This window comes from Micromonospora sp. NPDC005203, from assembly GCF_042872705.1.
Taxonomy (GTDB): Bacteria; Actinomycetota; Actinomycetes; order Mycobacteriales; family Micromonosporaceae; genus Micromonospora.
In genome coordinates this window covers 270,036-288,950 of the sequence record NZ_JBIAKV010000005.1, presented here as the reverse complement: position 1 = coordinate 288,950, position 18,915 = coordinate 270,036, and the positions used below count along the sequence as shown (strand labels likewise).

General features: G+C 71.0%; 18 protein-coding genes. 13 read left to right on the top strand and 5 right to left on the bottom strand.

From position 1 onward, the window contains the following. Nucleotides 1-265 precede the first annotated feature (265 nt). The 4 genes from corA to ACFYPM_RS15010 all read right to left on the bottom strand — a co-directional run bounded on the left by corA (nucleotide 266) and on the right by ACFYPM_RS15010 (nucleotide 3,901). Nucleotides 266-1,414, bottom strand: a complete 1,149-nt coding sequence (gene corA / locus ACFYPM_RS15025) for a magnesium/cobalt transporter CorA (protein ID WP_387196123.1) — start codon at nucleotides 1,412-1,414, stop codon at nucleotides 266-268. A gap of 320 nt (nucleotides 1,415-1,734) precedes the next feature. Beyond that, nucleotides 1,735-2,829, bottom strand: a complete 1,095-nt coding sequence (locus ACFYPM_RS15020; RefSeq protein WP_387196120.1) for a PLP-dependent aminotransferase family protein — start codon at nucleotides 2,827-2,829, stop codon at nucleotides 1,735-1,737. Nucleotides 2,830-2,935: 106 nt separating this feature from the next. Further along, the gene (locus ACFYPM_RS15015; RefSeq protein ID WP_387196117.1) at nucleotides 2,936-3,394 is read right to left on the bottom strand and encodes an ester cyclase; all 459 of its coding nucleotides are present in this window, start codon (nucleotides 3,392-3,394) and stop codon (nucleotides 2,936-2,938) included. A 114-nt stretch (nucleotides 3,395-3,508) separates the two neighbouring features. After that, nucleotides 3,509-3,901, bottom strand: a complete 393-nt coding sequence (locus tag ACFYPM_RS15010; protein ID WP_387196114.1) for a cyclic nucleotide-binding/CBS domain-containing protein — start codon at nucleotides 3,899-3,901, stop codon at nucleotides 3,509-3,511. Between the two features lie 113 nt (nucleotides 3,902-4,014). On the opposite strand from ACFYPM_RS15010, the gene ACFYPM_RS15005 reads away from it, so the two are divergent. The 5 genes from ACFYPM_RS15005 to ACFYPM_RS14985 all read left to right on the top strand — a co-directional run bounded on the left by ACFYPM_RS15005 (nucleotide 4,015) and on the right by ACFYPM_RS14985 (nucleotide 7,791). Beyond that, nucleotides 4,015-4,464, top strand: coding sequence for an NUDIX hydrolase (locus tag ACFYPM_RS15005; protein ID WP_387196111.1), 450 nt, complete (start codon nucleotides 4,015-4,017; stop codon nucleotides 4,462-4,464). Further along, nucleotides 4,461-5,228 (top strand): hypothetical protein, encoded by a 768-nt coding sequence (locus ACFYPM_RS15000; protein ID WP_387196108.1) that lies wholly within the window; start codon nucleotides 4,461-4,463, stop codon nucleotides 5,226-5,228. Before ACFYPM_RS15005 ends, ACFYPM_RS15000 begins: the two co-directional genes overlap by 4 nt. 79 nt (nucleotides 5,229-5,307) lie before the next feature. Beyond that, complete coding sequence (locus tag ACFYPM_RS14995; RefSeq protein ID WP_112583845.1) at nucleotides 5,308-6,039, top strand: sugar phosphate nucleotidyltransferase; 732 nt, start codon at nucleotides 5,308-5,310, stop codon at nucleotides 6,037-6,039. Further along, nucleotides 6,027-7,094, top strand: coding sequence for an iron-containing alcohol dehydrogenase family protein (locus ACFYPM_RS14990; protein ID WP_387196105.1), 1,068 nt, complete (start codon nucleotides 6,027-6,029; stop codon nucleotides 7,092-7,094). Before ACFYPM_RS14995 ends, ACFYPM_RS14990 begins: the two co-directional genes overlap by 13 nt. Next, the gene (locus ACFYPM_RS14985; protein WP_387196102.1) at nucleotides 7,069-7,791 is read left to right on the top strand and encodes a CDP-alcohol phosphatidyltransferase family protein; all 723 of its coding nucleotides are present in this window, start codon (nucleotides 7,069-7,071) and stop codon (nucleotides 7,789-7,791) included. Before ACFYPM_RS14990 ends, ACFYPM_RS14985 begins: the two co-directional genes overlap by 26 nt. A gap of 312 nt (nucleotides 7,792-8,103) precedes the next feature. Here ACFYPM_RS14985 and ACFYPM_RS14980 read toward each other — a convergent pair whose 3' ends face one another. Further along, nucleotides 8,104-9,369, bottom strand: coding sequence for a glycosyltransferase (locus ACFYPM_RS14980; protein WP_387196099.1), 1,266 nt, complete (start codon nucleotides 9,367-9,369; stop codon nucleotides 8,104-8,106). 81 nt (nucleotides 9,370-9,450) lie between these two features. Here ACFYPM_RS14980 and ACFYPM_RS14975 point away from each other — a divergent pair, with 81 nt between their 5' ends. The 8 genes from ACFYPM_RS14975 to ACFYPM_RS14940 all read left to right on the top strand — a co-directional run bounded on the left by ACFYPM_RS14975 (nucleotide 9,451) and on the right by ACFYPM_RS14940 (nucleotide 18,896). Next, nucleotides 9,451-10,311 carry an Fpg/Nei family DNA glycosylase gene (locus ACFYPM_RS14975; RefSeq protein WP_387196096.1) on the top strand — a complete coding sequence of 287 codons (861 nt, stop codon included), beginning with the start codon at nucleotides 9,451-9,453 and terminating at the stop codon, nucleotides 10,309-10,311. Between the two features lie 265 nt (nucleotides 10,312-10,576). After that, on the top strand, nucleotides 10,577-12,148 hold the full coding sequence (locus tag ACFYPM_RS14970; protein ID WP_387196433.1) for a sugar transferase: 1,572 nt from the start codon (nucleotides 10,577-10,579) through the stop codon (nucleotides 12,146-12,148). Nucleotides 12,149-12,188: 40 nt separating this feature from the next. Then, complete coding sequence (locus tag ACFYPM_RS14965; protein ID WP_387196093.1) at nucleotides 12,189-13,415, top strand: sensor histidine kinase; 1,227 nt, start codon at nucleotides 12,189-12,191, stop codon at nucleotides 13,413-13,415. After that, complete coding sequence (locus ACFYPM_RS14960) at nucleotides 13,412-14,170, top strand: LytR/AlgR family response regulator transcription factor (RefSeq protein ID WP_387196090.1); 759 nt, start codon at nucleotides 13,412-13,414, stop codon at nucleotides 14,168-14,170. The genes ACFYPM_RS14965 and ACFYPM_RS14960 overlap by 4 nt, the downstream gene beginning before the upstream one ends. Nucleotides 14,171-14,228: 58 nt before the next feature. Then, nucleotides 14,229-15,320, top strand: coding sequence for a DUF4037 domain-containing protein (locus ACFYPM_RS14955; RefSeq protein ID WP_387196087.1), 1,092 nt, complete (start codon nucleotides 14,229-14,231; stop codon nucleotides 15,318-15,320). A gap of 52 nt (nucleotides 15,321-15,372) precedes the next feature. Next, nucleotides 15,373-15,825, top strand: coding sequence for an HIT family protein (locus ACFYPM_RS14950; protein WP_387196084.1), 453 nt, complete (start codon nucleotides 15,373-15,375; stop codon nucleotides 15,823-15,825). A 182-nt stretch (nucleotides 15,826-16,007) separates the two neighbouring features. Next, nucleotides 16,008-16,658: a DUF5701 family protein gene (locus ACFYPM_RS14945; protein ID WP_387196081.1), complete on the top strand. Its 651-nt coding sequence runs from the start codon at nucleotides 16,008-16,010 to the stop codon at nucleotides 16,656-16,658. Nucleotides 16,659-16,823: 165 nt separating this feature from the next. Beyond that, a complete protein-coding gene (locus tag ACFYPM_RS14940) occupies nucleotides 16,824-18,896 on the top strand; it encodes a carboxypeptidase regulatory-like domain-containing protein (RefSeq protein WP_387196078.1) in 2,073 nt (690 codons plus the stop codon). The last annotated feature ends 19 nt before the right edge of the window (nucleotides 18,897-18,915 follow it).

Sequence of the window (18,915 nt, the reverse complement as noted above, 5' to 3'; positions counted from 1 at the left end):
GCGCGCGGACGCCGGGCTCGCGCGGACGCCGGGCTCGCGCGGACGCCGGGCTCGCGCGGACGCCGGGCTCGCGCGGACGCCGGGCTCGCGCGGACGCCGGGCTCGCGCGGACGCCGGGCTCGCGCGGACGCGGGCCTCGCATGATCGACTCGGCTTTCATGAAATCGGGGTGTCCAGGTGCGCGGGATGCCGCGACTTCATGAAAGGCGAGTGGATCACGGCGCTGGTCGGGCGGCGGAGTGGTCCGGGCGCTACCGAAGCGCGGTCAGAGCCAGCCGTTGCGGCGGAACCAGCGGTAGAGGGCCAGTGAGACGCCGAGCATGAGGGCTAACACCACCGGATAGCCGTACGTCATCTTCAGCTCGGGCATGTTGTCGAAGTTCATCCCGTAGATGCCGGCGATAGCGGTCCAGACCGCGGCGATACCGGCCCAGGCGGCGATCTTGCGCATGTCGTTGTTCTGGTCGACGGTGACCTGGGCCAGCCGCGCCTGGAGGATCGAGTTGAGTAGGTCGTCGTAGGAGTTGACCTGCTCCACGGTCCGGCTCAGGTGGTCCTGCACGTCCCGGAAGTACTTGCGGATCTCCTTGGGCACGTCCCGGTTGACCTGGGAGGTAAGCGTCATCAGCGGCCGTTGCAACGGCACCACCGCCCGCTTGAACTCCACCAACTCCCGCTTCATCTGATAGATCCGCTGGATCCGCCCGTGGCCCTGCCGGTCGAAGACCTCGGCCTCCAGCATGTCCAGGTCGTCCTCGATCTGGTCGGCCACCTCCAGATAGAGGTCGACCACCCGGTCGGTCACCCCGTACGCCACCGCCCACGGGCCGTGCAGCAGCAGATCGTGCTTGGTCTCCAGGTCGGCGCGGATCGGGGCGAGCCGGCAGGCATCCCCGTGCCGAACACTGATCACGAAGTTCGGGCCGATGAAGAGCATCACCTGCCCGGTCTCCACGACCTCGGAGTTCTCGGTCAACTCGGCGTGCTCGCAGTACCGCGCCGTACGCAGCACCAGGAAGACAACGTCGCCGAACCGCTCCAGCTTCGGGCGCTGCTCGGCCTTCACCGCGTCCTCGACGGCCAACTCGTGCAGACCGAAGGTCTCCGCGATGGCGGTCATCTCGGACAACTCTGGCTGGTGCAGACCGAGCCACACGAAGCCGTGTTCCTCGCGGCGGGCCGCGGTCAGCGCGTCGGCGTACGTCCAGTCGCCGGGTTGCCGCTTGCCGTCGACGTAGAGCGCGCAGTCGACCACGGCGCTGCGGTCGGTGCCAGTGGGCGCCGGCACGGGCGGCGACCCGTCGGCGTTGAGGATCCGGGTCATCGCCCGGACCGGGGAGGGCCACGCCCGAGGCCGCAGCACCCGACCCGTGGTCGGCGGTGCCGTCCGGTCCCGCTCTGTGCGATCCGTCATCGCGTCACCTCCCACGCTCGGCTGCGGCTTGCAGGCTACGCCGACCGCGGTACGGGTCACGTGTGACGGCGGTCGCGTGGGGCGGCGCCGGGCGGGCCGGGCCGCATCGGGGGGTATGCGGGGACGACACGGCCCACCCGGCGCCTGTGGGGGCGGGAGGTTGTGCTGCCGCGGCACCCAGGTCGCCGCCGACCGAGGCCGCGAGTGACCTCTGTAACAGCTGGTGGGTGGCGCTCGCAGCATTGTGGGCCGCCGACCGCCCCAGGCGGGAGCCCCGAGGCGGCCGGCGTCGTCGTTCTGTCGGGAACCCGACAGTCAGCTCAGGTACGGACCGCCTCGACGGCCTCGGCGAGCCGACGGACACCCTCGTCGATCTTGTCGGCGGTCACCGCCGAGAAGGCCAGCCGAAGGGCGTGCCGGCCACCGTCCAGCACGAAGTCGCTGCCCTTGACCACGGCGACCCCACGCTCGGCCGCCGCCGGGGCGAGCCGATCGACGAGCACGTCCTCCGGGAACTCGACCCAGAGGAAATAGCCGCCGTCGGGCTCCACGAACCGCGCCTGCGGCAGGTGCCGGCGCAGCGACTCGGCGAGCACCCGGGCCCGCTCGCCCAGCGCCGCCCGGACCGTCTCGATCGAGCGGTCGATGTCACCGGAGACGCAGAACTGGTGCACGATCGCCTGCGACACCATGCCCGGCGAGATGTAGAGGCTCGTCGCGTTCTTGGCGATGTCGGCGATCAGGTCCGCCGAACCGACCAGGTAACCAACCCGCACACCCGGGCAGACCGTCTTGGTGAAGCTCGACGCGTGCACCACCACGTTGCGGGTGTCCAGCGAGAGCATCGACGGCAGCGCCTCGCCACGGAACCGGACGTCCGCGTACGGGTCGTCCTCGAAGATCGTGAACTCGTACTCGGCGGCCAGGTCGAGCAGCTCCCGACGCTTCTCCAGCGAGAGCGTCATGCCAGCCGGGTTCTGGTAGTTCGGAATGACGTGCGCGAGCCGGGGCCGCACCCCGGACTCCAGCAACTTGCGCAGCTCGGCGGTGTCGAGCCCATCCGGCTGGACCGAGATGCCGTGCAGCTCACTGCCCATGCGCTGGAGGTTGAGCAGCGTCCGGTCGTACGTCGGGCGTTCCACCACTACCGCGTCGCCGGGGCGGACCAGGTGGTCGAAGAGGAACGCGTCGGCCTGAAGCGACCCGTTGGTGACCAGCACCTGGTCGGCCTGGACGCCGTGCTTGTCGGCGATCCACTTCCGCAGCGGAAGGTAACCGACGGAGGTGCCGTACGCCGTGACCCCCGCGGGGTCGGCGTCGAAGGCGCGGACGGCGGCGGCCTTGAGCCCCTCGACATCGACGATGTCCAGCGAGGGAGCCCCACGGGCAAAGGAGATCAACTGCTCGGCGGTCATGGATGTTGAGCGTACGGGCGGCGACGGGGGACGCGCGGACGGCACGGCGATGTCCGCATCCTGAGCCACCGGGACGGGTGACCCGACTCCACCGGTCGGCGACAGATCAGACCGGAAGTGCGAGCGCGTCGTGGTGCGCCACCCGGGAAAGTCCCTCAAACTGCACGCCGAGCGCGTCGAGGAGCTGGCTCCAGTCGAAGTAGGAACGCCAGGCGGTGATCCGACCATGACGAGCCCGGACCACGTCGGCCACCTCCCAGCTCACCAACCGGCCGGTGGGCGCGACGGTGCCGTACGGCGAGTGCAGCGTGCCGGTGTGAGTGCCGGTCAGGCGCAGCTCGACGGCCGCCCCAGCGCCCGTACGGACCGCGCCGATCGGGTCCACCCGCAGGTCCGGAAAGGCACCGGTCCAGGTACGCAGCAGCGCGGGCAACTCGATCGGGCGGACCGTCACACCCGGCATGGCGTAGAACGCCTCCGGGGCGTAGAGGTCAGGTAGCCGGGCCACGTCCCGCGACAGGAGCATGGCGTACTGCTGCTCGACAAGGCGCTCCGCGTCACGCATCGGGCCCTCCCTCGCGGGCCACGGCACCTCCGCACCCGCACGGGATCCTTACCCGTCGATCCGGCCCGCCACACCTGCCGAAGGGGCCGGCACGGAATTCGTGCCGACCGCGGCTCAGGTCGTGGCGGGCACCTGACTCTCCGACCAGACCCGCATGATGTCCCGCACGGAGATCACCCCGGCGACCTCGCGGCCATCCAGCACCACCAGGTGCCGGAAACCACCACGGGCCATGGCGGCAGCCGCCTCGGCCACCGTCCATTCCGGCCCCGCGTAGACCACGTCCCAGGTCAGATGGGACCCGGTGCGTTCCACGTCGCAGTCCAGGCCGGCGCCGATGGCCTTCAACACGTCGCGTTCGGTCATGATCCCGACCCCCTCGGAGTCCGGGTCGATCACGACGGCCGACCCGACACCGCGGGCCGACATCATCCGGGCCGCCTGGCGGAGCGTGTGCTCCGGACCGACGACGAGAACCTGGCTGGACATGGCATCCCGAACCTGCATCACACATCACTCCTTTGGGACGGTGGCCTCCGGTACGGACATGGTCGTCCGTGGATGTTTCCGGGACAAGACCGAACATCGCCGTACCAGCGGCCGCTCGCTACTGTCGGACCGTGTCCACCGAGCCCCTGCGCTGCGCCGGCGCGCTGATCGTCGACCACGACGGCCGCATCTTCTTCCAGCGCCGCTCACCGCAGCGACGCCTCTTCCCCGACTGCTGGGACATCGTCGGTGGTCACCTCGAACCAGGCGAGGACATCGACGAGGCGCTGCGCCGGGAGATCACCGAGGAGACCGGCTGGGTCCTCTCGCACGTCCTGGGCCAGGTGGGCGAGTACAGCTACGTCGGTGACGACGGCCTGGCCCGGACCGAGTACGACTTCCTGGTCCGGGTCGACGGTGACCTGGACCGCCCGACGCTGGAGGTCGGCAAGCACACCGAGTTCCGCTGGCTGGCCGAGCACGAGGCGGCCGTGCTGGACGAGCACCGCGACGTCAACGACGGGCTGATCCGACGGATCGCGGAGGAGGGCTTCGCCGCCCTGCGGTCGATCGGTCTGTGAACACCGTCGAGTTGGCGCCGCACCGCGTCGCCGGGCTGCTCGCCCCGGCCGTGGACCGGGTCTTCCGCGCCGGCATGCTGGCCGGCCGCGACTGCGGAGGCGCTGAATTGAGCCAGCGCTACGGCGGGGTGACGGCGACAGGATTCCTTGTCGACCTGCGGACCCGGCTGGCCGCACCCGGCGGCACGGTCGACGGGGCGGGGTTCGCGGCGATCACCCGGTACCACGACCCGGTCGTCTGCCGGCGGACCGTCGACAAGCAGGTGGCGCACGGGATGCTCCACCGCCGCCGGGACGGCTCGCTCTCCGCCACCGAGCGGGGCGCGGCCTTCCTCACCGAGCTGTACCAGGTGCACGCGGAGGTCACCGAGGAACTGTGGGCCGGGCACGACGAGCGGGTGTCCCGGCTGGTCGCGCTGCTCGGTCGGCTGCTGTCGTACGCCCTGGTGCTGGCCGACGAAAAGGGCGACCGGGGCGGCTCGGCCTTCGCCGCGATGGCACCCCCCTACGAACCGGACGGCACCCCTGCGGGTGTGCTGCTGCTCAACCGGCTCGGCACGCTGCGCTACCACCGCGCCGACGCGCACGCCGATGCCTGGGCCGCCGCCGGGCACACCGCGTCCAGCATCACCGCCCTGCCGGCCGGCCCCGAACGGCTCGCCATCGAGCTGGAAACCGACCGACGGGCCGCCGGCCCGTACTCCGTGCTCGGCGCGGACGAACGGCTGACCATGCTCGCCGACCTGGCCGCGCTGCCCGGCTGACCCGGTTGGCCCCAGCGGCGAGGCCAGCCGGCGCTATCCTCCAGCGGTGACCGGGAGCAGGACGAGGGAGGATGTCGCGATGATCGGAATGGTGCTCGCGGCCGGAGCGGGACGCCGGCTGCGCCCGTACACCGACACCCTGCCGAAGGCGTTGGTGCCGGTGGACGGCGAGACGACGATCCTGGACATCGCGCTGGGCAACCTGGCCGAGGTCGGGCTCACCGACATCGTGATCGTGGTCGGCTACGCCGCCGACGCGGTCCGCGAGCGGCAGGCCGACCTGGAGAAGAGGTACGGGGTCACGCTCACCCTCGTCCACAACGACAAGGCCGAGGAGTGGAACAACGCCTACTCGCTCTGGCTGGCCCGGGAGTACTTCGCGCGCGGGGTGCTGCTGGTCAACGGCGACACCGTGCACCCGGTGAGCATCGAGAAGACCCTGTTGGCCGAGCGCGGGCCGGGCATCCTGCTCGCGGTGGACACCCTCAAGCCGTTGGCCGAGGAGGAGATGAAGACCACCTTCGACGCCGCCGGCCAGCTCACCCGCATCACCAAGATCATGGACCCGGGCGAGGCGTACGGGGAGTACATCGGCGCCACGCTCATCGAGCCGCAGGTCGCCGACGCGCTCGCCGACGCGCTGGAGGCGACCTGGCGGCGGGACCCGAACCTCTACTACGAGGACGGCTACCAGGAGTTCTCCGACCGGGGCGGGGAGGTGCGGGCGGCGCCGATCGGTGACGTCCCGTGGGTCGAGGTCGACAACCACGCCGACCTGGCCCGCGCGCGGGAGATCGCGTGCCGCTACTAGCTCGGAGCGTCCTCACCCCGCTGCACATCGACGTGCGACGGGGGGCGGTGGCCGACCTGGCCGCGATCCTGGCCGACGGGCGGATCTCCGCCGGCGGTGACGTCGCGGTCGTGGTCGGCCCCGGTCAGGGCACCCAGATCGCGGAGTTGATCCGACCGTCACTGCGGACGGCGGATGTCTTCACCGTCTCCGGGGGGACGCTGGACGCCGCCGACGACCTCGGTGGCAAACTGCGCGCCCGGTCGTACGACGCGGTCGTGGGGATCGGTGGCGGCAAGACCATCGACGTGGCCAAGTACGCGGCAACCCGCCGGGGCCTGCCGATGGTGTCGGTGGCGACAAGTCTCGCCAACGACGGGATCGCCTCCCCGGTGGCCAGCCTCATCACCGACGGGCTCAAGGGCTCCTACGGCGTGCACATCCCGATCGCGGTGATCGTCGACCTGGACTTCGTGGAGAGCGGTCCGGACCGGCACAACCGGGCCGGCATCGGCGACGTGATCAGCAACATCAGCGCGCTGGCCGACTGGGAACTGGCCCGCCGGGTACGCGTCGAACCGTTCGACGGGCTCGCCGCCTCGCTGTCCCGGGCCGGTGCCGAAGCGGTGCTCAACCACCCGGGCGACATGGCCGACGACGCCTTCGTCACCGTGCTGGCCGACGCGTTGATCTCCAGCGGCCTGGCCATGGCCATCGAGGGCACCAGCCGCCCGTGCAGTGGCGGCTGCCACGAGATCATGCACGCCATCGACGCGCTGTTCCCCGGCACCGCCTCACACGGCGAGTTGGCCGGGCTGGGTGCGCTGTTCTGCACCTGGCTGCGCGGTGACCTGCGCCGCTTCGGGGAGATGTCGGCCTGCCTGGCCCGGCACGGTCTGCCCCGGCTCCCCGCCGAGGTGGCGCTCAGCGACGACCAGTTCGTGGAGGCGGTGCAGTTCGCGCCGCGTACCCGACCGGACCGCTACACCATCCTGGAGCACCTGGCGCTGTCGCCTACCGAGACCCGGGAGCGGCTGGCAGACTACGCCGGTGCAATCCGCGACCAGCTTGGCTGACCCCCGTCCCACCGTCGCCGACTTCCACCGGGTGAACCGGGGCGGCGGCCTGTTCAGCGAGTCGATCAGCCAGTGGCTGGGTGCCGTCTTCGCACTTGTCGCCCAGCGGCTCGGGCTGCGACCGACGGCGCTGACGATCACCAACCTGGTGCTCGGGCTGGCCACCTCGGTCACCGTGGTGGCGCTGGCCGGCCCGGTTGCCGCAGGTGACGTCCCGGCCTGGGTGGTCGGCCTGCTCGCCCTGGTCGGCTGGCAGGTGGCGTACTCCCTGGACTGCGCCGACGGGCAGCTCGCCCGGGTGACCGGCCAGGGCAGCGCGGCCGGGGCCCGGATCGACGTGCTCTGCGACGTGGCGGCGCAGATCGCCCTGGTCGCCGCGTTGGCCGCCACCGCCGTGGCGCAGGAGCCGTCCACCCCGACCTGGCTGGTGGCGACGTTCGCCGGGACCTGGATGGTCAACCTGGTCACCTCGGTGATGCAGGCCGGCCCGAACGCGGCCAGCATGGTCACCTCGACCTCGCTGCCGGTGCGGCTGGTCAAGCTGGTCCGCGACTACGGCGCGGTGGTCTTCGTGGCCGCCCTGGTGCTCGCCGTGGCCCCCGCGCTGGTCCTCTGGGTGCTCGTCGCGTTCACGATCGTCAACGGTGGCTTCCTGCTGGCCAGCATCGCCTTCTCCGCCCGCGCCTCCCTCCGCTAACCCACACCCACACCCACACCCACTCCCACTCCCGCCCCGCCCCGCCCCGCCCCGCCTCAACCGCGCGATCTTGCACTTTCTGTCCCCGCATATCGGTCATTTCCGCAGGTATCGGCGTCAGAAAGTGCAAGATCGGCGCGATGGTGCGGTGTTCGCCCCGCCCCGCCGTGCAAGATCTGCGCGGCCGCGCACGATCTGCTTAACTTCCCCGAAGTTGCTGCCTCCGGTTGGCGGGAGACCCCAACAACCCTGATGTTGCGCGGATCTTGCGAGCGGGGGCGCCAGCCCGCCTGGGCGCGGCGGGACGGAGGGTCAGACTCGGTTGGGAGTGCGGGCTACCCCGGCGTAGACGTCGACGAGCTGCTTGGTGACCACGTCGGGGTGGAAGATGCGCTCGTAGCGGGCGCGGGCGGCCACGGCCAGTCCGGCCGCACCGGCGCGGGCGACCGGTAGGGCGGCGGCCAGCGCGGCCGGCTCCGGTGCGACGACCCAGCCGGCCTCGCCCACCTCGATGCCGACCGGCATGGGCGACCCGCCGTCGACGACCGCGGAGGCCACCTCGGCCGGGCCGGTTCCGGCGGGCTCGTGCGGGGCGTCGGCCCCGACCAGGTACGGAATGCCACCCAACGCCGTACCGAGCACCGGCCGGCCGTTCGCCAACGCCTCGATGATCACGGTGGGCAGCACGTCGTGCCACATGGCGGCGGCGATCACCACCGCGCTCGCCTCGACGGCGGCCTGCACGCCGAGCCGGTCGAGCTGACCGAGGTAGACCACGTCGGGTCGCTCGGCGGCGGCTGCCTCCACGAGGTGGCGCAGCTCGCCGTCGCCGGCCACCCGTAGCGTGCCCAGCGAACCCACCGGGTGCCGGCGCCAGGCGTCCAGCAGCAGGTCGACGCCCTTCTCCGGGCTGAGGCGGGCCAGATAGAGGAACCCGTCCCCCAGCGGCGCCGGCCGACCCGGGTCGGGGACGGAGTTCGGCTTCACCACGATGCGTTCGTCCGGAATGCCGTAGTCGCGAAGGTGGTCGGCAATCGCCGAGGTGAGCGCGACGTACCGGTCCACCGAGCGCCAGGTGCCCCGGTGCACGGCCAGGGTGGTCGCCATCAACGCGCTCTGCGCCGCCGAGTCGCGGTAGCAGCGGTGCTTGATCGCCGGCACCCCCAGCGCCCGCCCCTTGCAGTCCTGACAGATCACGCCGTCGCGGAAGTAGATCCCCGACGAGCAGACCTGCCGGTAGTTGTGCACCGTCTGCACCACCGGCACGCCGTGCCGGTGCGCGGTCCGCACCACCCACGGCGAGATCAGGGGGTACGGGTTGTGCAGGTGCAGAACGTCCGGTCGGTGCTCGGTGAGCAGCCGGCTCAGGTCGTGCTGGGCGCGCGGCGCCCAGATCGGCGAGATCGGCAGCAGCGCCTTCGCCGCCTTCGACATCGACGGGATCTCGTCCGAACTGCGGATGAAGGGCAGCACCTCGACGCCGGCGGCGGTGAGCTGAGCGATCTCCGAGTCGACGATGGTGTTCTCGCCGGAGGGTTGGGCTTCCCGGTACCGGTTGTGCGCCACCACGATTCTCACGGAACTCGCCTTTCCTTCGCGGCTGTGCCGACTCGCACGCTCATTCCTCGCGCTCGCCGGAAAGAAGGCTACCGTTGTGTGGTGCCCGAACTACCGGAGGTTGAGGCGCTCGCGGGTTACCTGCGACAGCGCGCGGTGGGCCGGCGCGTCGATCGGCTGGAGATCGCCGCGATCAGCGCCCTGAAGACGTACGAACCGGCACCGACCGAGGTCGCCGGCCGGGCGGTGGTCGACGCCAGCCGGCACGGCAAGTTCCTCGACGTGCTCTTCGAAGGTGACCTGCACCTGGTGGTACACCTGGCCCGGGCCGGCTGGCTGCACTACCGGGAGGCGTTCCCGGCCACCACGCCGCTGCGTCCCGGCAAGGGTCCGATCGCGGTGCGGGTACGCCTGGACGACGGCTCCGGCTTCGACCTCACCGAGGCTGGCACCCAGAAGAAGCTGGCCGCGTACCTGGTCAGCGACCTGGCGGCGGTCCCCGGGGTCGCCAAGCTGGGCCCGGACGCGCTCGCCGCGGATCTGCCCACCTTCGCCGAGCGACTGCGCAGCCGGCGGGGGCAGGTCAAGGGGGTGCTGACCGACCAGTCGGTGCTGTCCGGGGTGGGCAACGCGTATTCCGACGAGATCCTGCACGCCGCGAAGCTGTCCCCGTTCGCGATCACCGACCGGCTCACCGACGCCCAGATCGCCACCCTGCACGCGGCCACCCGGCAGGTCCTCGGCGACGCGGTCGATCGGTCCCTCGGTCAGCGGGCCGCGGAGCTGAAGGGCGAGAAGCGCTCCGGGCTGAAGGTGCACGCCCGGACCGGGCTGCCCTGCCCGGTGTGCGGAGATTCCGTGCGCGATGTCTCCTTCGCCGACTCCAGCCTCCAGTACTGCGCGACGTGTCAGACCGGCGGCAAACCGCTCGCTGACCGACGGTTGTCCAAACTTGTACGGTGAGTTATTCCACTCGGCGACTACGCAGCGGAATCGCCCACGGTGAGCGGAAGCTCCGGTCCGCCGTTCTGGCCACGCGCGCATCCATCGGTATAGTGGCCCGGGTCCCCGGCTTCTGAAATGGTGCGGAGCCGGCCAGATCGCACCGGCACCATCGCTCGCCAATCTCCTTCGGGGCGGCGACCGGTCGGAGCCCGCGTGGGAGACTGGGACGGTGGGCGACCCGGGTCCTCACTGCGAGTGAGCGGCCCGTGTCATGCGGGAGGACATGGGTGAGGTGACGGCAAGCCTCCAGCGCCCGGTAACCAACGAAGGCCGGAGCAGACTCGTGCGGCACGTCGACAGCTTCGAGATCCAGCCGCCGACGCCGCCGTCTCACAACGGCGTGCCCCGGTCGGCGTGGACGAGGTCGCGTCGCCGGGTCTCCCGCTGGCACCGCCCCTACATCGCCGTCCTGCTGCTGCTCGACTTCGGCGCGGCGGCGTTCGCCAGTTGGATCGCGATCCAACTCTTCGACCAGGCCGCCTCCGGGTTCTCCGGCACCCAGCAGGACCCGACCTGGTTCCACACCGTCTCCTACCTGCTACTCCCGCTCGGCTGGGTGACCATTCTCTGGAGCAACCGGGCCTACGACCGGCGCTACCTGGGGCTCGGCCCGGACGAGTTCAAGCGGGTCATCCGGGCCGCGGTAACCGTCGCCGCGAGCGTCTCGTTCCTCGCGTTCGCCACCAAGACCGAGTTGTCCCGCTGGACGGTCGGCACGGCGCTGCTCGGGGCGTTGCTGTTGATCCTGTGGGGCCGTTTCGTGGCCCGTTGGGCGCTGCACTACATCCGGCGGCGGGCCGGTCAGGCCGCGCATCGGATGGTGCTGGTCGGCACCCTGCCGGAGTGCCTGGAGGTCTACGCGGCGGTCACCCGCAACCCGAACGCCGGGCTGGTGCCCGTCGCCATCCACATCACCGACGGCTATGCGGCGGCCCGGGGCATGCCGACCCCGGTTCCGATCTACGCCGGTCGCGACGTTCTCGCCCTGGTCCGGGAGGTCGGTGGCGACACGATCGCCGTCTGTGGGTCGGCCAGCGCCGAGCCGGGCGAGCTGCGCCGGCTGGCCTGGCAGTTGGAGGGCTCCGGCGTCGACCTGGTGGTCGCACCGCAGTTGACCGACATCGCCGGCCCCCGGGTGCACATCCGCCCGATCGAGGGTCTGCCGCTGCTGCACGTCGAGGAACCGACCCTCTCCGGGCCGGCGCTGCTGGCCAAGAACCTGATGGACCGGGTCGCCGCCGGTCTCGGCCTGCTGGTGCTGGCCCCGCTCTTCGTGGGCGTCGCCGTGGCGATCACGATCTCCGACCGGGGGCCGGTCTTCTTCCGGCAGCCCCGGGTGGGACACGAGGGTCGCACGTTCCGGGTGTGGAAGTTCCGGACCATGTACGTCGATGCCGAGGACCGGCTGGCCAGCCTGGTCGACCGGAACGAGACCGACGGCATGCTGTTCAAGATGAAGCAGGATCCCCGGGTCTTCCCGGTGGGCCGCTTCCTGCGGGCCTCCTCGCTGGACGAGCTGCCGCAGCTGATCAACGTGCTCTGGGGGGAGATGTCGCTGGTCGGGCCACGCCCGCTGCCGGCCGACGACGGCGACTTCCTCGGTGACGTACGCCGGCGGCTGCTGGTCCGCCCCGGCATGACCGGCCTGTGGCAGGTCTCGGGCCGCTCCGACCTGTCCTGGGACGAGTCGGTCCGGCTGGACCTGTACTACGTCGACAACTGGTCGTTGGCGTACGACCTGAGCATCCTGTGGCGCACGGTCGGCGTGGTGCTCGCCCGCAAGGGCGCGTACTAGGGGTCTTGGCGCACCGGCTCCCAGGGGCAAGGATCACTGCGTGGGCGCCAACCTCTCCGCCGTGGTCGGCGTCGTATCACTCGTCACCGCGCTGACCGCCGCCCTGTTGGCGGTGCTGCGGCTGCGGGCCCGCCGGGGCATCGCCACCGCCACCCAACGCGCCACCTACGAGGTGCTGCACACCGCCGGCCTGGCCGCCGAGCCGCTGCGGGCGGGGCTGAGCGCGGCGGGCGCGGCGAAGGCCGTACGTCATCTGCGTGCCCTGGTGGGCGCGGTTGGGCTGGCCCTCACCGACGTCGACCGGCTGCTGGCCCTCGACGGGCGGGGCACGCACCACGGCGACCAACTGCTCGCGGCGGCCCGGCGGACGGTGGACTCCGGGCGGTCGGCGGTGCTCGGCGAGCAGGAGCTGCGCTGCGACCGGGTCGACTGCCCGATCCGGGGGGCGGTGGTGGCGCCGTTGCAGGGGGCGGACGGCCGGGTGGTCGGCGCGCTGGTGGCGATCGCCGACAGCCCGCCCGCCCCCGGGTTGGTGCAGGCCACCCTGGAGACCGCGCACTGGGCTGGCAACCAGCTCGCCCTGGCCGAGCTGGACTCGTCGCGGGAGCGGCTGGCCCGCGCCGAGATCCGCGCGCTGCGGGCGCAGATCAGCCCGCACTTCATCTACAACGCGCTGACCGCCATCGGTTCGTTCGTCCGCACCGACCCGGAGCGGGCCCGGGAGCTGATCCTGGAGTTCGCGGAGTTCACCAGGTACTCGTTCCGGGCGCACGGGGAGTTCACCACCCTCGCCGAGGAGCTGCGCTCGATCGACCGTTACCTGACCATCGAGCGGGCCCGGTTCGGCGACCGGTTGCAGGTGCGGTTGCAGATCGCGCCGGAGGTGCTGCCGGTGACGTTGCCGTTCCTCTGCCTCCAGCCGCTCGTGGAGAACGCGGTTCGCCACGGGTTGTCCCGCAAGCCGGGCACGGGCATGGTGAGCATCGAGGCCCGGGACGCGGGCGCCGAATGTCACATCACGGTGGAGGACGACGGAGTGGGAATGGACCCTTCCACGCTGACCGCCGGCATCGCCGAGCTGGCCCGGGGCACCGGCGACCCGGGCGACGACCCGGGTCAGCACGTCGGCCTCTCCAACGTCGACGAGCGGCTGCGCTCGGTCTTCGGGGACCGGTTCGGCCTGGTGGTGGAGACCGGGTTGGGCTCGGGCACGAAGGTGAGCATGCGGATCCCGAAGTTCCACCCGGGCGTACGGGCAGGCTCGTGACTACTGGCTTCCTCCGGGTGCTGGCGGTGGACGACGAGCCGCCCGCGCTCGACGAGTTGGCGTACCACCTGCGGGCCGATCCCCGGGTGGCCCGGCTGCAGACGGCCGGGGATGCCACCGAGGCGCTGCGGCTGCTGCGCGACGGTGACGTGGACGTGGTCTTCCTGGACATCCGGATGCCCGGCCTGGACGGGATGGAGTTGGCCCGGGTGCTGCGCCGTTTCGCCCGGCCACCGGCGATCGTGTTCGTCACCGCGTACGACGACGGCGCGGTGGACGCCTTCGACCTCGGTGCCACCGACTACGTGCGGAAACCGGTGCGCGCCGACCGGCTGGCCGAGTCGCTGCGGCGGGTGATCGGGTCGCGGGTGGTGCCGTCGCATCCGGCGGCGCTGGCCCGCACCGAGGAGGACCCGACAATTCCCATCGAGTTGGCCGGCACCACCCGGATGCTGCCCCGCTCGGCGGTGCGGTGGGTGGAGGCGCAGGGCGACTACGCCCGGCTGCACACGGCGGACGGGTCGCACCTGGTGCGGGTGTCGCTGGCCACGTTGGCGGAGCGGTGGGCCGATGCCGGTTTCGTCCGGGTGCACCGGTCGTACCTGGTGCAACTGAAGCTGATCGCGGAGCTGCGGCTGGTCAACTCCGGTTATGTCGTGGTGATCGACGCCACCGAACTGCCGGTGAGCCGGCGGCACACCCGGGAGTTGAAGGACAAGCTGGTCCGGGCCGCGAAGCAGGACTGGGGCCGCTGAGTCCGGCTCGCCGGAAACATGTCGCCGAGAGCCGGTTCGGGCTGCGAGGATGCCGAGCGTGTCCGTGGACTTCATCGCCGGCGTGGATCTGTCCCGCAGGCTCTACGACGCGGTCCGGCCCCTGCTGGTACGACACTTTCCCGGCCTCGTCCACAGCGCGGCGTTGATCGGCGCCGGGTCCGACGTCCTCGGCTTCGACACGCAGCGCTCCACCGACCACGACTGGGGTCCGCGGCTGCACCTTTTCCTCACCGCCGACAACCTCGCCCGCCACGGCGGCAGGATCAACGACCTGCTCAGCGAGCGGCTGCCCGACACGATCGCCGGCTATCCCGCCAGCCTGGTCCCCACCGAGCACGGCACCCGACACCTGCGACCTACCACCGGACGCGTCCAGCACGGCGTCGTGATCGCCGAACCTGCCACCTGGCTGACCGGTCACCTCGGCTTCAACCCACTGACCGGCATCACAACCCAGGACTGGCTGGCAACCCCGACCCAGACCCTGGCCGAGGTCACCACCGGCGTCGTGCACCACGACGGCCCCGGCGACCTGCACGCGGCGCGGCAAGCGCTGGCCTGGTATCCCGACGACGTGTGGCGCTACGTGCTGGCCTGCCAATGGCAGCGCGTCAGCCAGGAGGAACCGTTCGTCGGCCGTTGCGGCGAGGTCGGCGACGAACTCGGCTCGGCGGTCGTGGCCGCCCGCCTGGTCCGCGACCTGATGCGGCTGCGCCTGTTGATCGACCGGACCTATCCGCCCTACAGCAAATGGCTCGGCACCGCCTTCGCCCGCCTGCCCGACACCGATCGCCTCGCCACGGCGCTGGCCGCGGCGCTGGGCGCCGACAACTGGCAGGACCGCGAGCAGCACCTGGTGACCGCTTACGAGACCGTTGCCACCCGGCACAACGACCTCGGCCTGACCGCGCCGGTCGACCCGCACGTCCGACCCTTCCACGACCGACCCTTCCGCGTCCTGCACGCCGAACGCTTCACCCAGGCGCTGATCGGCAGCATCTCCGACCACGTCCTGCGGGCGCTGCCGCCGACCGGCGCCATCGACCAGTTCGTCGACAACACCGACGCTCTCGGCCACCGCACCCGCAGCCGCGCGCTCACCGCAGCCCTCTACCGACACGAGCAGTAGCCGCACGCGCCGACCAGCAGACAGCCACAGCCCGCGCAGCTAGCTTTCGACAATGGACTGCTACGTCTGCCGCAACAACGACCAGTTCGACCAGTTGCCGCCCCGAGAGCGGATCGCCGCCGACCCCCGCTGGCGCGTCACGCACGCCTTCAACACCACGCTGCCGGGCTGGCTCATCCTCGTGCCCAGACGCCACGTCACCAGCATCGCCGAGCTGACCGATGATGAGGCGGCAGCCCTGGGCACCTGGCAGGTCACGCTGTCCCGCGCCCTGCACGAGGTGACCGGCTGCGTGAAGACCTACGTCATGCAATTCGCCGAACAAGAGGGCTTCGGACACGTCCACTTCCACGTCGTACCCCGGATGCCCGACCTCCCCGACGACCACCGAGGCCCGAAGGTCTTCGGTTACCTGACCCAGCCGCCCGGACGAGGAATCGACGAGCAACAACGCGACGACCTGGCCGCCGCCCTGCAAGCCCGACTCAACCAGGCCCGCACCTAGCACCGGCCAACAGACGCCAGCAGCAGTTCCGGAACGGAGCAGGCCAGTGCAGCCCGCCCCTACTCGATTCGCGGCCCAGCAGGCTTCAGAATTCGCGAACCGAGAGCTCCTGGCGTCGCGGGAATAAACAGACAAGCCCGTACGTCGTACGGTACGTTGCTCAACGACGAACGGAGCCGCCCGTGTTCGACGCTGCCACCGAGTTCGACAGTCAACTCGACCGCCTGGTGCACCTTGGCTACCCCGCGCTGGCGGGGCTGACCGAGAGCGCCTTCCGCGACCTGGTCGCACCGCTGCGGGCCAGGGCGATCGAGGGCGCCGCCGGCCTGCCCGCCCCCACCGACGCCCGGGTGCCGTTCCTGCTGGTGATCACCCGGGACCTGATCGGGGTGGTGGAGCGGCTGGCGCTCACCACCCTGGCCGGCAAGCGCAAGCCCGGCGTTCTCGACCGCAACTACGCCGACGACGACCTGCCCCGCTTCGACCCGATCAAGGAGCTGGAGGTGCCTACCGGGCCGGCGTACCTGCTCTTCGACGTCGACCGGGGCGAGGAGTTCCGCAACCTGGCCCCCGCCACCGCCACGGAGGGGATCACCGCCCAGGGCCGGTTGCCGCTCAGCATCGACGAGGGACTCGCCTTCGTCACGCTGCATCCGGCCGCGCTGGCCAGCAACAGGTGCTTCTCACTGGTCGGTTCCCGCTGCGGCGACAAGCGGGTGCCGGCGATCTGGATCAGCCAGGGGGCACCGAAGCTGGGGTGGTGCTGGTACGGCAACCCGCACACCTGGCTCGGCTCCGCCTCGGCCCACCCGGAGCGCGTCGGCCTAAAGTGACGGTCCGCTGAGGAGGTTGACCGGTCGTGCGGGTCCGCCCGAGCGGCCCTACCGGCCGATATCGCCAGTGGCCTATTCTGCTGAGGCCGACTCCCGTACGGGGCACAGGGTCGGTGTGGGCGAAGCCTGCTCGGGTCGCCCCACCACCCTCACATTGGGACATCAATGCAGCTATTCCCAGCCCGCCGCGCCCTGCTGGCCGGTGCCGTCGTGGCGGCACTCGTGCTGCCCGGCGCCACTCCGGCTCAGGCCGCGGCCACCGGCGCGGTCAGCGGACACCTGAGCACCAGCACCGGCGCCGCCGCCGCCGAGGTCCTGGTGCAGGTCTACGAGTCGGAGAGTTACAACTACGTCAGTAACGCCAGCACCGACGCCGACGGCAACTACACCATCGCCGGGCTGCCCGCCGGCTCCTACAAGGTGGGCTACTTCCCGCTTGAGCAGCCGGGGCAGTACTACCGCCAGCAGGCGACGATCTGGAACGCCGACTCGGTGAGCGTCACCGCCGGTGGCACCGCCAAGGCCGACGACCAACTCCTCGCCGTCGGCACCTTCACCGGGCAGATCGTCAACACCGCGGGCGACCCGATGCCGAACCTGTCCATCAACGCCCGGGAGGTCGACACCGGCGCCGTGACCGGGGGGCAGACCGACGACCAGGGTCGATACACCTTCGCCACCCAGCCGGGCCGCTACCAACTGAGCCTGCAGCCGATCGCGGGCATCGACCAGGTGCAGTACGTGCCCGGGAAACTCGATCAGGACAGCGCCACCGTCTTCCAGGTGAAGGCGGACGAGGCGACAGTGGTCAACGAGACCGCGCTGTCGGCGGGCACCCTCAGCGGCCGGTTCACCACCGCCGCCGGTGCCCCGCTCGCCAACGCCCAGGTCAGCATCAACACCGCCGGCGGCGGCAGCGGGGCCTACACGGAAACCGACGCGAACGGTGAGTTCACCACGCAGCTACTACCGGCCTCCTACCTCGTCGGCCTGTACGCCGGTGATCGCCAGCAGTACTACCGCGGCAAGTTGACCTCCGAGGAGGCCGACCGCGTCGAGGTGCGCGCTGGGGAGCAGACGCGGATCACGGACAGCCTGCTCGGCACCGGTTCGGTCACCGTGAGCGCGGTCGACTCGGTCAGCGGAGCACCCATCGCCGACTTCTGCGCCCAGTCGGTCTGCAGCAACGGCACCGGCACGGTGACCATCACCGGCCTGCCGCAGGGCAGCCACACCATCTACCTGGACGTGCCGGACCGGCTGCACTTCAACCGCGAGGTGACCGGGGTACGGGTGAAGGCGAACCGGGACACCAAGCTGACCGCGAAAATGCAGCCCGGCGCGCTCATCAGCACCACCGTCGTGGATCGACAGAGCGGCGCGCCCGTGGCGGACGTCTGCCTGGACACGTTCCTACCGAAGCAGGCGAAGCTCGCAGACAGTTACGGCGACTGCAGCGACCGCACCGGCAAGATCACGGTGGGGCCGTTCACCGCCGGCAACTACAAGCTCTTCGCGGTGCCGCGGGACAGCAACTACGGCCGCCAGTGGGTGGGCGTCAACGGCGGCAGCGGCGACGAGCGGGAGGCAGCCGTCGTCACCGTGACCGTCGGCCAGATCGCCACCGGGCCGCAGATCAGGCTGGACCGGGCCGGCAGGGTCACCGGCACGGTCACCGACCCGGCCGGCAAGCCGGTGCCGAACGCCGACGTGTCGGTGCTGACCGCCCACCCCGGGGTCGGCGCGCAGGACGCCATCACCGACGAGCACGGCGTCTACACCCTCGAACGCCTCGGCCCGTACGCCTGGCCGGTGGTGGTCGGCGCCAACCAGTACGCGAGTGTGTGGTCCGGCGACAAGCCCACCCGGTTCACCGCCACCCCGGTGCCGGTGACCGTCGGGGCAGCCACCACCCACAACGTCCGACTCGACCAGGGCGTCGAACTGACCGGCACCTTCCGTACGCCCGACGGCACCCCGTTCACCAGTGGGTTCGTCATCGCCCGCAACGTCGACACCGGCGATATCGCGGGCAACGTCTGGATGACCGACGGTCGGTTCAGCATCCGCGTCAAGGGACCGCAGCGGATCTTCTTCACCTACAACGTCTCGCTTGGTGAGAAGCAGTTCGACGGTCGCTACCTGGCGACCCAGCCGGACGGCACCCGCAAGCTGGCCCGGTTCACCGTCCCGGCCAGCGGCAGCATGACCGTTGATCTGGTCGTACCGACCAGCTGACGGTTCGACGAAGCGGGGC

Excerpts from the sequence above, each read along its gene's own strand:
- corA (WP_387196123.1), bottom strand. The coding sequence starts at position 1,414 with ATGACGGATCGCACAGAGCGGGACCGGACGGCACCGCCGACCACGGGT.
- ACFYPM_RS15020 (WP_387196120.1), bottom strand. The coding sequence starts at position 2,829 with ATGACCGCCGAGCAGTTGATCTCCTTTGCCCGTGGGGCTCCCTCGCTG.
- ACFYPM_RS15015 (WP_387196117.1), bottom strand. The coding sequence starts at position 3,394 with ATGCGTGACGCGGAGCGCCTTGTCGAGCAGCAGTACGCCATGCTCCTG.
- ACFYPM_RS15010 (WP_387196114.1), bottom strand. The coding sequence starts at position 3,901 with ATGCAGGTTCGGGATGCCATGTCCAGCCAGGTTCTCGTCGTCGGTCCG.
- ACFYPM_RS14995 (WP_112583845.1), top strand. The coding sequence starts at position 5,308 with ATGATCGGAATGGTGCTCGCGGCCGGAGCGGGACGCCGGCTGCGCCCG.
- ACFYPM_RS14970 (WP_387196433.1), top strand. The coding sequence starts at position 10,577 with ATGGGTGAGGTGACGGCAAGCCTCCAGCGCCCGGTAACCAACGAAGGC.
- ACFYPM_RS14950 (WP_387196084.1), top strand. The coding sequence starts at position 15,373 with ATGGACTGCTACGTCTGCCGCAACAACGACCAGTTCGACCAGTTGCCG.
- ACFYPM_RS14940 (WP_387196078.1), top strand. The coding sequence starts at position 16,824 with ATGCAGCTATTCCCAGCCCGCCGCGCCCTGCTGGCCGGTGCCGTCGTG.